The organism is Streptomyces pseudoechinosporeus, from assembly GCF_054783935.1.
Map to the genome: position 1 here is coordinate 24,142 of NZ_BAAGPS010000092.1, position 14,582 is coordinate 38,723.

Genomic DNA, 14,582 nt, shown 5'->3' on the forward strand with positions numbered 1-14,582 from the left:
CCACAAGACACCGTGCACCGCCGCACAAGCCGGTAGCCCGTCCGCCTGTGACCCTCCCGTCATGCGAGCAACACACACCGTTTACGACCACATCGTGGTGGGCGCCGGGTCCGCGGGCTGTGCGCTCGCGCGCAGACTCGTGGATGCCGGCCGGACCGTCCTGCTGATCGAGATGGGCGACCGGGACGACAACCCGGCCATCCACGACCCCGGGCGCCTGTGGGAACTGTGGAACTCCCCGCAGGACCACGCGTACACCACCGAACGCCAACGGCACGCCTCCGGAACCCAGGTGTTCTGGCCGCGCGGCAAGGTCCTCGGCGGCTCCAGCGCCCTAAACGGCATGATCTACGTTCGCGGCCACCGGGCCGACTACGACAGCTGGGCCTACCAGGGAGCTGCGGGCTGGTCGTACGACGAGGTATTGCCGTACTTCAAACGCTCGGAGGACTTCGAGGACGGCGCGTCGTACTACCACGGGGCCGGCGGTCCGCTGCCCGTCAGCCGGAACCACTCCCCCAACCCGGTGACCACCGCCTTCGTGGAGGCCTGCCAGGACTACGGGATCCCGTACAACGATGACTGCAACGGCCCGGACCAGCTCGGCGTGAACCTGCTGCACCGCAACATCCGCGACGGCAGGCGCGTCAGCGCGTGGACCGCCTTCATGCAGCCGGTGCTCGACAGTGCGCTGCTGACAGTGATGACCGGCGCGGCGGTCACGCGCGTCCTGGTGGCCGACGGCCGGGCGCGGGGCGTCGAGCTGCTGCGCGAAGGCCGTACGACGGAGATCCGCTGCGAAGGGGACGTGATCCTGTCCGGCGGCACCATCGGATCGGCCCAGCTGCTCCTGCTCAGCGGTGTCGGGCCGGCGGACGAGCTGCGGGCCCTCGGGATCGGGGCGACCGCGGACCTGCCGGGAGTGGGCGCGAACCTGCACGACCACACCCTCGCTCCGGTGGTGTGGGAGTCGGCACGGCCGGTGCCGCAGGGTACGGCCAACCAACTGGAGGCCCACTACTTCGCCAAGTCCGACCCGGCGCTGGCCGTGCCGGACCTGCAGCCGCTGATGTCTCACCTGCCACTGCCGGTGCCCGACATGAACGTTCCGGAAGAGGGCCACGGCTTCTCGGTCCTCGCCGGGACGATCCGTCCGCTCAGCCGGGGCCGCCTGTGGCTGCGCTCGGCCGACCCCACCCAGGCTCCTGCCCTGGACCCTGGCTACTTCTCCGAGCCGTCGGACCTTGCGGCCATGGTGCGGGCCGTGCAGCAGGTGCGGGAGATCGGCGAGGAGAAGTCGCTGGGCGACTGGCGGGCCCGCGAGGTCGCACCCGGACCGTACGTGCGTACGGACGCGGAGGTCGCCGCGTACATCAAGCGGACCCTCCTCAGCTATCACCACCAGGTGGGCACCTGCCGTATGGGCATCGACCGCATGGCGGTCGTCGATCCGCAGCTGCGCGTCCACGGCGTGGCCGGGCTGCGCGTCGCGGACGCCTCCGTCATGCCCTCCGTCACCTCCGGCAACACCCACGCACCTGCCGTCATGATCGGCGAGCGCTGCGCCGACCTCATCCTGGGAGCACAGCTGTGACCAATACCCTTTTCATCGGTGGCGAGTGGCAAGCCGCGGCCTCCGGCGCGGAGTTCGAGACCCTGGACCCGGCGACGGGGCAACCCCACGCCCAGGTGTCCCTGGCGGGGACCGCGGACGCCGACGCGGCCGTACGGGCTGCCCGCGCCGCCTTCGAGAACCCGGAGTGGGCGGGGCTCACCCCGGCCCGGCGCGCCCGGATCCTGTGGCGCATCGGCGACCTCATCGAAGAACACGCGGAGGAACTGGCCGAGTTGGAGACGCGCGACCAAGGCCAGCCGCTCGGCGTCTCCACAGCGGTCAGCGTCGCCACCGCTGCCGAGCACTTCCGGCACTACGCCGGCTGGGTCACCAAGATCTACGGCGAGACGGCGCCACTGTCCATCCCCGGCGTGCTGCAGTACACCAAGCGCGAGCCGGTGGGAGTGTGCGCGCTGATCACCCCGTGGAACTTCCCTCTCATGATCGCGAGTTGGAAGATCGCACCGGCTCTCGCCTGCGGGAACACCGTGATCGTCAAACCCGCGGAGCAGACCCCGATGACCACGGTGCGGCTCGTCGAGTTGTGCCGGGCGGCTGGTGTGCCGGACGGCGCCATCAACCTGCTGACCGGTGGTCCCGAGGCCGGCCGGGCCCTCGTCGAGCACCCCGGCGTGGACAAGGTCTCCTTCACCGGTTCGACCGAGACCGGCAGGGACATCGTCCGGGCTTCCGCGGGGAATCTCAAGCGTGTCTCGCTCGAACTCGGCGGGAAGGCACCGAGCCTCGTACTGCCCGGCGCCGACCTGGACGCCGCCGTGACGGGCTGTCTTCAGGGCGCGCTCCTCAACAGCGGCCAGGTGTGCGCCGCCTACACAAGGTTCCTCGTCCACCGCTCCCTCGCCGACGAGTTCGCCGAGCGCTGCGCCAAGGCCGTCAGCGGGATGCGACTCGGCGCGGGCAACGCGCCCGACACCGAGCTCGGCCCCCTGGTCACCGGCGAACACCGTGCCCACGTCCACGCACTCGTGCGCAGCGGGGTCCAGGAAGGCGCCCAGCTGCTCGCCGGCGGGGCCCCCGTCGACGACCTGCCGGGCTTCTTCTACCAGCCGACCGTGTTCACGGGTGTACGGGACGACATGCGCATCGCCCGCGAGGAGATCTTCGGCCCGGTGCTGTCCATCCTGCCGTACGACGACGAGGACGAGGCCGTCGCCCGCGCCAACGACACCGAGTACGGCCTGGCGGCGGCCGTATGGACCCGCGACGTGGGCGCGGCGCACCGCGTGGCGGGCTCCATCCGGGCGGGCACGGTGTTCATCAACATGCCCAACCCCGTGGACGCCTCCGCCCCCTGGGGCGGGTTCAAGGCCAGCGGCTGGGGCCGGGAGATGGGCACGGGAGCCATTGATGCGTACACGGAGGTCAAGAGCGTGTGGACCTCGCTCGCCTGAGGTGCCCGCCCGTCGCGGACAGGCAGCCCCCGCGGGTTCGGACCGCACGATCCTGAGGATGATGCGCGGCCTGTCCGCCCGGCCGCCCGGACGAGGATCTCGTCGTCGCCCCGGCTCCACGATCAAACCCGCGCGGCCGTCCGGGACCCCGAAGAAACACGCAGCCGACGCCTGGTCCTCGTACAGCGACCGCATGGCGGTCGGTAGAGCTCAATGAGGAGTGTCGTAACCGCAGAACCGATTCCCGACGTCGCCACCGTGGGGGGCATCGTATGCGGCCGCCACGAGGACGATCTCGCGGTCTTCCGGGGCATCCCGTTCGCCGAACCCCCGGTGGGGAGCTTGCGTTTCGCCGCGCCGCGGCCGGTGCGTCGATGGGAGGGCACGCGAAGGCCGGCAAGGTCGTCGTCAGGATGCCGCGAAGAACCCGCTCCCTTCTGGTCCTCCAGCAACGAGAACGCCCCGACACGCACCCACATGAAAGACCTGGACATGAGCGCACCGCGAAATTCCCCGTCCCCCTCACGATCGTCGTACAAGAACGCGCCAACCCGCTCCGTGTCCGTTGACGGGGTGGACTTCGTCTATCGGCAGCTCGGCCCCGAGGACGGCGTGCCGCTGATCCTCCTGATCCACCTGGCCGGAAACCTGGACAACTGGGATCCGCGCGTCGTCGACGGACTCGCCGCACGACGTCGGGTGATCACCTTCGGCAACCGCGGGGTGGGCGGGTCGGGCGGCTCCACGCCGGACACGATCGAAGGGATGGCCCACGACGCGGTGCGGTTCATCCATGCCCTTGGCTTCGACCAGGTCGATCTGTTCGGTCTGTCGATGGGCGGCTTCATCGCGCAGGTCGTCGCGGAAGAAGAACCGCGCCTCGTCCGCAAGGTCATCCTCGCGGGCACGGGCCCCGCCGGCGGCGATGGCATCGACAAGGTTCCGGCTCTTGCCATCCAGGACACGATCAAGGGCGCCCTGACCCGCCAGGACGCGAAGCTCTCCCTCTTCTTCACCGACACCGCAAGCGGCCGACAGGCAGGACGCGCCTTCCTGCGACGACTGAAGGAGCGCACGGACAACCGCGACAAGGACTTCTCGCTGCCGTCGCTCCGCGCCCAGCTGAAGGCCGTCAAACGATGGGGCCGCCAGGCACCGTCAGACCTGTCGGCAATTCGCCAACCGGTCCTCGTGGCAAACGGTGAGAACGACCGGATGGTGCCCAGCCACAACACAATCGACCTGGCCGCTCGTCTACCCAAGAGCGAACTTGTCCCCCTCTACCCTGATTCCGGCCACGGGGGGATCTTCCAGTACCACGAGGATTTCGTCGCAAGGGCGCTTGGGTTCCTCGAGTCCTGAGTTTGACCGGATGTCGTTGGAGCCGGCCTCACATTCGCCGTACTGATGCCCGACCAGAGGCACGATGGAATCTCCGGCCGATCCGGCGCGCCTCCCGCAGCGTCTGACGACTCCGACATCTGGCGGTAGAGCCCCGCCGGTTGCCACGTCTCACCGGCAGGTGCACCCACTGCGATCCAGTCGGAAACTTCTCGGCGATCGCGTCGATCACCTCACGACGGCCCCACGAACAGCCTCCACGCCTTGGCATCCGATCCAGCAGGACGGGAGCGCCGAGCCAGTGGTCGCCGTGGCCATGGGTGACGTAGATCTTCGAGATGTCCCGGCCGGTCTTGTCCAACCAGGCGAGCACTTCGCGGGTGGTGTCGGTGGTGAAGGGCGGGTCGACGAGGACGGCATCGTGCTCGCCGTAGATCAGGGTCGTCGAGATGGGAAACCACACCACCGGGTCCCCGCCGGGAAGGTTCAGGGCGCCGCTGCTCGGCGAAATCTCGGCGTCACGAACACGTCCCACCGCATTGCGGTCATGCTTCTCCTCCTTCTGGAGGGCGAAGCGAGGAACTGGAGGCGAAGATCAGTTGCGGGCGCTGGCCAGGGGTCGTAGCGCGTCCGCTACGACCCGGCGGCCGTCAGAACATCGTGTTGTCGTTGGCGGAGGTCTCCGGCACGTCCTGCACGGCGTCCCAGTGCTCGACGATCTTTCCGTCCCTGACCCGGAAGAGGTCGAGGACCGCCCGGCCGCGCTCGCCCGGGGTCTCGACGTAGTGGCTGTGGACGGCCACCAGGTCACCCTCGGCGATGATCCGCTTCGGCTCCACGCTCAGCTGCGGGAACTGCTCGAAGTACATGCCCAGTCCGGCCTTCATGCCTGCCACGCCGTCGGGGAAGTTCGGGTTGTGCTGGTGGTATTCGGGGCCCACGTAGGTCTCAATGGCGGCCGGGTCCTTGCGGACCATGAGCTGGTCGACGAACGCGGTGACGAGCTTCTTGTTGTACGCGGTGAACCATCGCTCTCCTGGCGACTCGGTCCGCGGCCCGCTGAGGGTGGAGAACATGTCGTTGCCGTTGGCCGTGGTCGCCGGCACCTCCTGGAGGATGTCCCAGTGCTCGGCGATCTTCCCGTCCTGGAAGCGGAAGATGTCGAAGGCGGCGATCCCGCGGGTACCAGGAGCCGGGACGACGTTGGAGTGCAGGAGCACCAGGTCGCCCTCGGAGATGACCCGCTTGATGTCGTACGCGGTGTCTGGGTACTGCTGGCGCCAGGCGGCGCCGAAGGCCTTCATGGCCTCGGGGCCGTCGGGGGCGAGCGGATTGTGCTGGATGTAGTCCGGCCGTACGTGGCGGTCGATGACGGTCGTGTCGCCCCCGTCGAAGACGGTCGTGAGGGATTGGGCGATCTGCTTCTTCGCTGTCCCTTCCACGGTCAGCACGATCTTGCCGGTGGTGCGGCCGGTCTCGCCCAGGGTGTGGGCCTTGGCGGCCTCGGCGAGCGGGAAGGTGGCCTCGATGTGGGCGCGCAGGGCGCCGGTTTCGACCAGGTCGGCGATGGCCTGCATGCCGGCGCGGTCGGCCTCGACGAGGAGGCTCTCGAAGCGGATGCCCCGCTCGGCGATGTCCGCCAGCTCGTCGGGGTCGATGGGGAACGGAAGGATCGAGACGAGTGTGCCGCCCGGGCGCAGCACGGCGAGCGAGCGGGCGCGGGCGGCGGTGTCCAGCGAGACCGGGTCGAGGACCACGTCGATGTCCTTGACGGCCTCGGCGATGTCGACCGTGTGGTAGTCGATGGCCTCGTCCACACCCAGGGAACGCAGGAAGTCGTGCTTGGCGGCGCTGGCGGTGCCGATGACGTACGCGCCGCGGGACTTGGCGATCTGGACGGCGAGATGGCCGACGCCGCCGGCGGCCGCGTGGATGAAGACGCGCTGCCCGGGCCGGACATCGGCGGTGTCGACGAGTGCCTGGTAGGCGGTCAGGGCGGCGAGCGGCAGGGCGCCGGCCTGGACGTGGTCGATGCCGGCGGGCTTGTGGGCGAAGGCGCGGGCGGGGGCGGTCACGTACTCGGCGTGGGAGCCGACGCCGTGGGGGTAGGGCAGCATGCCGAAGACCTCGTCGCCCGGCTTGAACAGGGTGACGCCGGTGCCGACGGCCTCGACGACTCCGGAGACGTCCCAGCCCAGGATGAGGGGCAGGCCGTTGGCGGTCATGGGCTGGGCGCGGTTCCACCAGTCGGTCGGGTTGACGCCGGCCGCGCGGACGGCGATCAGGATCTCACTCAGCCCCGGCTCGGGCCGGGGCAGTTCGACTTCCTTGAGTACCTCGGGGGAACCGTGGGTGTCCTGGCGGATGGCGCGCATGGTGGTGGTATTGGGGTTCGTCATGCGTCCAGCGTCGCGGTCTGCCACTCCCGGGCGCCATGGCATGAATGCCAACTTTCAACGGGATCACGCCATGGCGTACGTTCGTCGATTCATTGCGTCGGCCGCACCCGGGCTCGCCGCGCTGGAGGGAACCGACGCGTGAAACGTAGTACTCAGGGTTCCGGTGCCTGTCGCCGGAACCCTGACACGTCGTCGTCAGAACATGGACTTATGGCGCGCAAGGTGAGCTGCACATGATGCGTCCAGCGCATTGCCGCCACCGTCCGATATTGTGGCATGAATTCCAATTTTCGACGGGATCGCGCCATGGCACCCATTCACCGAGTCGTCGTTCTGGCCGTAGACGGGGTGTACCCCTTCGAACTGGGCATTCCCAGCCGGGCCTTCGAGGCGGCGGACGGCCGCTACGAGGTCCTCACCTGCAGCGTCGACGGCCGCCCGGTCCGCACCAACTCCGACTTCTCGATCACCGTCGAGCACGGCCCGGAGGCGCTGCGCACCGCCGACACCGTGGTCATCCCGCCCTTCGTCACCACCGCCGTCACGAAGGAAGTGCCGCAAGCCGTGGTCCAGGCGCTCGCGTCCGTGGCTCCAGGCGCCCGCCTTGTATCAATCTGCACCGGCGCCTTCGTCCTCGCCGCAGCCGGTCTCCTCGACGGCCGGCCGGCCACCACCCACTGGATGGCCGCGGACCTCTTCCGCGCATGGTTCCCACAGGTCGCACTGGATCCCGACGTCCTTTTCATCGACGACGGAGATGTGCTGACCTCGGCCGGTGCCGCCTCCGGGCTCGACGTCTGCCTGCACATCATCCGCAAGGACCACGGCAGTGAAGTCGCCAACCAGGTGGCCCGCATGTGCATCGTCCCCCCGTGGCGCGACGGAGGACAGGCGCAGTACATCCAGCACCCGGTGCCCGAGGCCACGGCCAGCGGAACGGCCACCGCCCGTCAGTGGGCGCTGGAGAACCTCCACGAGCCGATGACCCTGACGGACCTCGCCGAGCACTCCCACATGAGCCTGCGCACCTTCGCCCGCCGCTTCACCGAAGAGGTGGGCATGAGCCCGGGACGCTGGCTGATCCAGCAGCGCGTCGAACGGGCACGACACCTCCTGGAAACCACCGACCTGCCGGTGGGCGAGATCGCCGGCCAAGTCGGCTTCGCCGGCGGCACATCGCTACGAGAACACCTGCATGCCGCCATCGGCGTCTCACCGCTCGCCTACCGGCGCACCTTCCGCGGCGCCCTGTCCTCCACGCACTGAGCACCACCGCACCTACCGCTCTGCGAACGCGGTGATGAACCGGCGCACCGCCACGGCCGGGGGAATGGCCTTCGCCACACAGCACGCGCCCGTCCATGCCGGCAGGGCGCCCGTCAGCCCTGCCGGCACACCGCTTGAACCCACACCGCACCCATTCCTCGCCACAGAGCCGACTGCCGCGAGGCCTTGAGGGCAACAGCCCGGCCGACGGCCACGCCTTCCTGTTCCAGCACGCCAAGGCCTTCACCACCGAGGTGGCCAACTTCCTCGCCGCCCGAGTCAAGCGGCAGACCCCTGACACCGGATCAGGCGGCACCTCATGACCATGCGAGGTGCCGCCTGATCCGAGTGGCGATCGTCACCGCCAGGCGTCCCGGGGCCGGGAGCCGATGCTGACCCCGGGGCGCCTCATGACCAGTACAGGCGGCGTGAACCCTCAGTGGACGCCGGACCTCCGAAGGCCGGCTACGTGGCTCTGTCACGACCTGCGTACCGACCGGCCCCCTCGACCCTCAGCCGACCATCCGTCCAAGTACGCCCGGTTAAGAATCCGGGCATCGGAGAGCCACCAGGGCAGCCCCGGGATACCGCCGGTCACTCCATCAAACGCAGCCCGTCCTCGAAGTCGACGCGCGCGAGGTCGGCGCGCGAGACGATACCGAGCTTGGGGAACACGTTGGCCAGGTGATGAGCCACCGTACGAGGACTGATCAGCAGCTGTGACCCGATCTCCCGGTTGGTGAGTCCCTGCGCGGCCAGCCGTACGACTCTCAACTCCTGCGCCGTGAGGATGGCAGCGGTGTCCCGGGCCGGTGCGGAGTCCCGGCGCGGTTGCTGCCCGGTCAGTTCCTGTTCGGCCCGGGTGCGGGCGAGCAACGGAGCCGCGTCCAGTCGCCGGAAGGTTTCCGCGGCTTCGGCCAGCTGTATCCGGGCGTCGGTACGACGGCGGGACCGCCGCAGCCACTCGCCGTACAGCAGGCGCGTGCGGGCGTAGTTGAAGGGCCTCGACTGGGCTCCGGGGACCTCCAGCGCGAGCCGGAACTGCTTCTCCGCATCCGCCCCCGACGCCAGCAGGGCATGGACCAGGTGCGTCGCGGAGACCGCCCACGCCGCGTTGGTCCGCTCGGCCCACCGCCGCAGCAACCGCGCCTGTTCCTCGGCCGTCGCCGGCCGCCCGGCCTGAAGGGCGGCCTCGGCGGTGTCCGGCGCGGCGAGCAGCGCGACGGTGGCGTTCGCCGCGTGGTGCCCGTCCTCGCCCAGCCGGACCAGGCGGTCCAGCGCCTCCTCGGCCCGGCCGGCGAAGAGCGCCGACATGCCGAGGTTCCACTCCGCGCAGGCGCTGAAGACGCGCACCCCACGCGGCACCCAAACCTCGATGGTCCGGTCGGCGACGTCCCTGACGGTCCGCTCATCGCCTTGCGCGGCTGCCAGCCATCCGAGACCGGTGCGGCACTGCCCGGCCAAGTGGTCGTCACCGGTCCCCTCAGCCACTTGGAGCCCCTCAAGGGCGTTCGCCTTGGCCGAGGTCCAGGAGCCTTGCGCGATGTCGGGCGCCACGGTCTGGGCCAGCGCCTGGGTCAGGGCAGTGACCTGGTCCGTGTGCCGCAGCGTGTCGATCTCGCGGCGGAGCGCCTCCTGCAGGGCCGACTCGATGCCCCAGGCCACCGCCAGCGGTGCCGGTGGCATCAGGAGCCAGGAACTGCCGCTGAGCCGGGTGAGGATGTCAGCGCCGGGGGCCACGACCTGGTCGCGGTCATCGGCGCCGCCGCCCCCGTCCTCCGTCCACCATTCGCGCAGCAACGGCAGCAGATCGGCGTTCGGGAAGCCCCCTTGCGGGAGCCGACGCTCGAGCCGCTGGAGCGCCTCGCGCTGCAGTTCGCCATGACTGGCCGCCCACGCCGCCCGCAGCGCCATGCTGCCGAGCCTGAACGCCTGCCCCGGATCGGCCACCCGCTCCATGTCCCGGGTCAGCTGACGGCAGGCGATTTCCAGATCGCCGTGCGCGAACTCGATCAGCCCGCGCAACCCCTCGCTGAGATCCGCGACCGTGGATGCGGAGGAGAACCCTTCGGCCCGCTTCAGCATTCTCCGCGCCACGTCGACGTGGCCGGCCTCCCAGGCCGCCCTCGCTCCGTGAGCCAGCCGTCTGGCCGCGTCGTCCGACGAGGGGGACAGCTTCGCCGCACGCCGCAGGGCACGGGCCGCCGTGGCACAGCCACCGCGCGCCCAGGACCGGTGGGCCGACTCCTCCAGCAGCCGGGCCACCTCCTCGTCGGGTCGGCCCACGGCTTCCAAAGCCGCGGCGAGGTGCCAGGGGCGCAGCTCGTCGGCGTTCTCACCGGTCAGTACGGAGGCGAGCGCATGATGAACGGCCTGCCGGTTCGCGGGCGGCGCCTCCTCGTAGACCACTGCCTCCATCAGCTGGTGGCGGAAGCGGATGCGACCGTCCGAGCGCGTGGTGAGCAGGCCCGAGTGCAGCGCCTCGTCCCACGCGACCGGGTCGAGGCCGAGCACAAGTCCGGCCTGGCGCACGGTGTTGCGATCGCTACGGTCATCGGCGGCGGCGAGAAGGAGCGCGGTGCGGGCGGGCGCGGACAACCTCTCGATCCGGGCGCGGAAGGCACGGCGCAGGCGTGGCCCAACGGCGATCCGCTCATCGGCAAGAGGGTGCGTCGAGATGTCGCCGGCCGCCACGGACGTGGTCAGCTCCTGGAGTGCGAGGGGATTTCCGGCTGCCGCGCGGATCGTGCGGCGGATCACCGCCTCGTCGGCTTGCGGAGCGACGGCACGGGCGAGGAGCCGGGCGTCCTCGTCGTCCAGCTCCCGGACCTCCAGGGCCGCCAGTTTCTCCCAGGGGCCGTCGGCGGGGTCGTCGTGTCCGGTGAGGAGCATGGCCACGGGTTTGTTGCGCAGTCGGCGCGCGGCGAAGGCCAGGCACTGTGCGGATGGCTCGTCGAGCCACTGGGCGTCGTCGGCGACGATGAGCACCGGCCGTTCCTTGGCGAGCTCGCCGACGAGCGTCAGTACGGCCACGCCGATCAGGAACCGGTCCGCCACGTCGCCGCTCATCCCGAGCGCCCCGTTCAAGGCATTGGCCTGCGGCTCCGGGAGCGTACTGATCCGCTCCGTCACCGGCCACAGCAGTTCGTGCAGTGCGGCGAACGTCAGCCGCGACTCCAGACGAGTGCCCCCGCATCGCAAGACGGTGAAGTCCGCGGCGGCTGACTCGGCCACGTAGTCGAGCAGGGCGGTCTTGCCGATGCCGGGGTCACCCCACAGCACCAGCGTTGCCCCGTCGCCTTGCCGAGCACCGTCAAGGATCCGGTCTAGGGCTGCCTGCTCCGGGCGCCGTCCGTATAGGTCCATTTGATTGAAAGCGTAAGGGACTGCTGTCGCCCGAGCCACTGCCGGTACCCGCGTCCAACCAGATTTGGCAGTTCCATGACCGATACGGCGACGGATTCGCTGCCATCCCCTCATCAGTAGCGTCGGAAACGTGATCAGCGCATTCGCGAAACTGCGCTACGCCGTCGGCCCGGCCACCGGAGGCATCAGCACGCTCCGCCGTGTCGTTCCCGCCCGGGCCTTCGACGGGCAACTCCGCACACTCAACCGGCCGGCCGACTGTCGACCGTGAAGCAACCACCAAGATCTCAAAGCAACGGCAGCAAGGAGAAGTACGCCGCCCCCGTACACCGCGGCGCACGTCATCGTCACCGCCGAGGACACCGGACCGTCGTGCACCCCACGGGTGGACGACCATGACGGCGGCGACCAGAGGCCGGTCGGCATACGCGAGCGGGCCGCCCTCTGCCAAGGAGAGGTCGCCGCGGGCCCCGGCTCCCGCGGCGACTGGACCGTCCGTGCCCTTCTCGTCCCCACCACCACCCCCACCACCGCTCACACGGAGATTTGGCATGACCACCGTTCTCATCGTCGACGACCACGCCCTGCAGCGCTTCGGCTTCCGGATGCTTCTGGAACAGCACCTCGATCTGACCGTGGTGGGCGAGGCCGCCCACGGCGCCGAAGCGGTCCGCAAAGCCGCCGAACTGCGCCCCGACGTCGTGCTCATGGACGCACGGATGCCCGGCATGGACGGCATCGAGGCCACCCGCCGTATCGTCGAGTCCGGAGGCCGCTCCCACGTCCTGGTCCTCACCACCTTCGACATCGACGAGCACGCGTACGACGCCCTGCGCGCCGGTGCCAGGGGGTTTCTGCTGAAGGACGCGCTGCCCGACGAACTCGTCGCCGGTGTCCGGTCCGTGGCCGCCGGGGACGTGGTCATCGCCCCCGGCCTGACTCGCGAGCTCATCGACGTCTCCTCCGACCGGCGGCCCGGCCGCGCCCCCGGCCAAAAGCGGCAGCTCGCCTTCCTGCCCCAGCGCGAACGCGAATCCCTGACCCAGCGCGAGCGCGAGGTGCTGACCGCCATTGCCTCCGGCTGGAGCAACCTCGAGATCGGCGAACGGCTGTCGTTGGCCGAATCCACCGTGAAGACCCACGTCAGCCGCATCCTCGCCAAGATCGGCGCCCGCGACCGCGTCCAGGCCGTGATCTTCGCCTACGACACCGGACTGGTCAGGCCCGCACGACCAGCACCGCCGCGCGCGGTCAGCGCCGGCCGCAGAGGTCCTGACGCTCTGCCCGCAGCCGGCTGAGGTCCAGTCACGCGGGGACTGGCCGACGGCGGTCTGTTCGGCATCGTCCACGCCCTGGTCCGCGGCAACGCCGAGGGCTGGACCAGCACCCCGGTACTGGGCGGCCTGATCGGCGGCGCCCTCTTGCTGGTCGCCTTCGTCGCCTGGGAACTGCGCGCCAAGCACCCGATGCGCCTGTTCCGTCACCGTTCCTAAAGACTGAGCGGGAGTGAGTCCTGTTGCCAGGGCCCATGCTCAGCCGAACGCCCCGAACGGTGTTGGGTGTTCTGGTCCACCGCGTTCTCGCCGCGTCCGGCGCCAGCGGATCGTGTCCGTGGTCCGGGGATGCGGGGGCGGTTTCCCTCACGCCCTGAGGTGCCCGGTCGGGCCTGGACGGTCCGATGCCCCTGCTCATCACTCTGGTGAGCAGGGGGCGGTGCCGTCCGTCGCCGGATCGGGTGCCCCAGGGCGCGCCTGCCGATCGCCACGGCAGCAGCGTCGTGGCGGGTGGTCTTACGGGTCTTGCTGGTGAGGGGCTTTTGCCAGTGCTGGGCGCCCCACTTGGAGGTATACGCCGGGTCGACGGCGACGACGGTGATGCCGAGTTCGGCTGCCATGCTGACGAGCCGGGCCCGCAGTCTGGCCACGGGCATGCCGGAGATGAGGTTGCGGAAGCGTTTGTGGCGGCCGTGCTTCTCCCGGCTGGTCTCGGCGGTGAAATCGAGGTCCTCGATGGCGATCGCCAGGCCATGGCGCTTGGCCCAGTGCAGCAGGCGGATCAGGGCATGCCGGACCTGGGCGTCGCGGTGGTGGGCGGGACCGGTGAGGTTGTAGCCGAACCGGAGCGGTTCGCCGTTGGGGTTGCCGTGGTTGTCGAGGCGCCAGGCGGCGAGGTGGTCGGCGTTGGTGTCGACGCCGATCAGGCCGTTCGTGCGGGCAGCCTCGAGCGGCACGGTCTGGACCGGTGGGATCGTCCAGGACGCGGTCAGGTACCAGCGGCCCCGACCTGTGTCTTCGTGGATGCGGTAGGCGACGGCCCGGTTGGCGGTGACGCGGTCGGCCCACTGCTCGCCCCGGTGCGCGAACGCCACGCGGGCGGTGAGCACGTACCGGCCGTGCGGCGCGTTCGCCAGGTGCGCTAGCGGCGCCGGGAGCTTGAGGGACACCTCGCCGTCGTCGGTGACGCGGATGGTCTCGTTGCCGTACCGCTTGCCGGACTCACCGTCCGCCTGGAGAAACCGGCGCCCGGCCTGCCACCGCTTGCGCCATTCCGGCTCGGTGAGCTGCGCCTGCTCCAGGTGGTGGCGAGTGTTGAGCAGCCGCTTCCCGCCGCGCACCACGTGCACGACGCCGGCCTCACGGTCGGCCCGCACCGTCTGAAGCCGGTCTTCGAGCAGGTGCAGGCGGCGGGACTTGGCGAACACCATTCCTGCTTGCTGCGGTAGCCGCCCGGAGCGCGCTTGGTGCCTTTCTCGCCCACGGGCAGGGACAGCCGGTGCGTGATCGCCTCGATCCCGGCCTGAAGGCTCTGGATGTGCGCGAGCTGGCCGCGCCGGGCGAGCGCCCACTGATCGTGGGTGGCTTTCGTGATCGACCCAGCCCAGCGCGAGGAGGACTGTTCCGTCAGGGTGCGCTTGCGCTCGGCCCACCGCTCACTGTCGTGGTCCAGCCCGGCCGCGCACCGCGCCTTCAGATCACGGGAGGCGAGCGACCCCAGCAGGTCGCCGACCAGGCGCAGCACCTTCTCGTCCCCGGCGCTCAGGTGCCCCAGCCGGGTACGGATCGCGACCCCCGAGGGACCGGGCACCACAAACGGCGCCGCCACCTCCCGCAGCCCACCCACCCCTTCACCTCCGGCCCGGTGTCGCAGAAATCCGTCACCCCACCCAACGACCATCACCGATGA

General features: G+C 70.1%; 10 protein-coding genes and 4 pseudogenes. 9 read left to right on the forward strand and 5 right to left on the reverse strand.

Annotated elements, in window-relative coordinates; all coding sequences use genetic code 11:
- The first annotated feature begins 61 nt into the window (after nt 1–61).
- The 4 genes and pseudogenes from ACYVO6_RS48225 to ACYVO6_RS48240 all read left to right on the forward strand — a co-directional run bounded on the left by ACYVO6_RS48225 (nt 62) and on the right by ACYVO6_RS48240 (nt 4,389).
- Nucleotides 62–1,594 carry a GMC family oxidoreductase gene (locus ACYVO6_RS48225; protein WP_461073200.1) on the forward strand — a complete coding sequence of 511 codons (1,533 nt, stop codon included), beginning with the start codon at nt 62–64 and terminating at the stop codon, nt 1,592–1,594.
- Nucleotides 1,591–3,027 (forward strand): aldehyde dehydrogenase family protein, encoded by a 1,437-nt coding sequence (locus ACYVO6_RS48230; RefSeq protein ID WP_461073202.1) that lies wholly within the window; start codon nt 1,591–1,593, stop codon nt 3,025–3,027. The genes ACYVO6_RS48225 and ACYVO6_RS48230 overlap by 4 nt, the downstream gene beginning before the upstream one ends.
- A gap of 213 nt (nt 3,028–3,240) precedes the next feature.
- Nucleotides 3,241–3,393: pseudogene (locus ACYVO6_RS48235) on the forward strand (carboxylesterase family protein); the annotation flags it as partial.
- Between the two features lie 207 nt (nt 3,394–3,600).
- Nucleotides 3,601–4,389 (forward strand): alpha/beta fold hydrolase, encoded by a 789-nt coding sequence (locus tag ACYVO6_RS48240; RefSeq protein ID WP_461073266.1) that lies wholly within the window; start codon nt 3,601–3,603, stop codon nt 4,387–4,389.
- Between the two features lie 28 nt (nt 4,390–4,417).
- On the opposite strand, the gene ACYVO6_RS48245 is transcribed toward ACYVO6_RS48240, so the two are convergent.
- From ACYVO6_RS48245 to ACYVO6_RS48255, 3 genes and pseudogenes are all read right to left on the reverse strand, one after another.
- Nucleotides 4,418–4,903: a transposase gene (locus tag ACYVO6_RS48245; RefSeq protein WP_461073204.1), complete on the reverse strand. Its 486-nt coding sequence runs from the start codon at nt 4,901–4,903 to the stop codon at nt 4,418–4,420.
- A 115-nt stretch (nt 4,904–5,018) separates the two neighbouring features.
- Nucleotides 5,019–5,819, reverse strand: a complete 801-nt coding sequence (locus tag ACYVO6_RS48250; protein WP_461073267.1) for a nuclear transport factor 2 family protein — start codon at nt 5,817–5,819, stop codon at nt 5,019–5,021.
- Nucleotides 5,805–6,743: pseudogene (locus tag ACYVO6_RS48255) on the reverse strand (NADP-dependent oxidoreductase); the annotation flags it as partial. The pseudogene ACYVO6_RS48255 and the gene ACYVO6_RS48250, both read right to left, overlap by 15 nt.
- 330 nt (nt 6,744–7,073) lie before the next feature.
- Here ACYVO6_RS48255 and ACYVO6_RS48260 point away from each other — a divergent pair.
- Both ACYVO6_RS48260 and ACYVO6_RS48265 read left to right on the forward strand, forming a co-directional pair.
- On the forward strand, nt 7,074–8,033 hold the full coding sequence (locus ACYVO6_RS48260) for a GlxA family transcriptional regulator (RefSeq protein ID WP_461073206.1): 960 nt from the start codon (nt 7,074–7,076) through the stop codon (nt 8,031–8,033).
- 134 nt (nt 8,034–8,167) lie between these two features.
- Nucleotides 8,168–8,356 (forward strand): hypothetical protein, encoded by a 189-nt coding sequence (locus tag ACYVO6_RS48265; RefSeq protein WP_461073208.1) that lies wholly within the window; start codon nt 8,168–8,170, stop codon nt 8,354–8,356.
- 271 nt (nt 8,357–8,627) lie between these two features.
- Here the strand turns inward: ACYVO6_RS48265 and ACYVO6_RS48270 are convergent, their stop codons facing one another.
- Nucleotides 8,628–11,399: an ATP-binding protein gene (locus ACYVO6_RS48270; RefSeq protein WP_461073210.1), complete on the reverse strand. Its 2,772-nt coding sequence runs from the start codon at nt 11,397–11,399 to the stop codon at nt 8,628–8,630.
- 130 nt (nt 11,400–11,529) lie between these two features.
- On the opposite strand from ACYVO6_RS48270, the gene ACYVO6_RS48275 reads away from it, so the two are divergent.
- The 3 genes and pseudogenes from ACYVO6_RS48275 to ACYVO6_RS48285 form a co-directional block, all read left to right on the forward strand.
- A complete protein-coding gene (locus ACYVO6_RS48275; RefSeq protein ID WP_461073212.1) occupies nt 11,530–11,670 on the forward strand; it encodes a hypothetical protein in 141 nt (46 codons plus the stop codon).
- 280 nt (nt 11,671–11,950) lie between these two features.
- Entirely contained in the window at nt 11,951–12,697 is a 747-nt protein-coding gene (locus tag ACYVO6_RS48280) for a response regulator (RefSeq protein WP_461073214.1), read from the forward strand.
- Nucleotides 12,698–12,715: 18 nt separating this feature from the next.
- A pseudogene (locus tag ACYVO6_RS48285) lies at nt 12,716–12,889 on the forward strand (MFS transporter); the annotation flags it as partial.
- On the opposite strand, the pseudogene ACYVO6_RS48290 reads toward ACYVO6_RS48285, so the two are convergent.
- Nucleotides 12,889–14,519 (reverse strand): annotated as a pseudogene (locus ACYVO6_RS48290) (IS200/IS605 family accessory protein TnpB-related protein). The pseudogenes ACYVO6_RS48285 and ACYVO6_RS48290 sit on opposite strands and share 1 nt — an antisense overlap.
- Nucleotides 14,520–14,582 lie beyond the last annotated feature (63 nt).

Bases quoted from the DNA above. Each gene is read 5' to 3' on its own strand.
- ACYVO6_RS48225 (WP_461073200.1), top strand. From the start codon at position 62: ATGCGAGCAACACACACCGTTTACGACCACATCGTGGTGGGCGCCGGG.
- ACYVO6_RS48260 (WP_461073206.1), top strand. From the start codon at position 7,074: ATGGCACCCATTCACCGAGTCGTCGTTCTGGCCGTAGACGGGGTGTAC.
- ACYVO6_RS48270 (WP_461073210.1), bottom strand. From the start codon at position 11,399: ATGGACCTATACGGACGGCGCCCGGAGCAGGCAGCCCTAGACCGGATC.
- ACYVO6_RS48280 (WP_461073214.1), top strand. From the start codon at position 11,951: ATGACCACCGTTCTCATCGTCGACGACCACGCCCTGCAGCGCTTCGGC.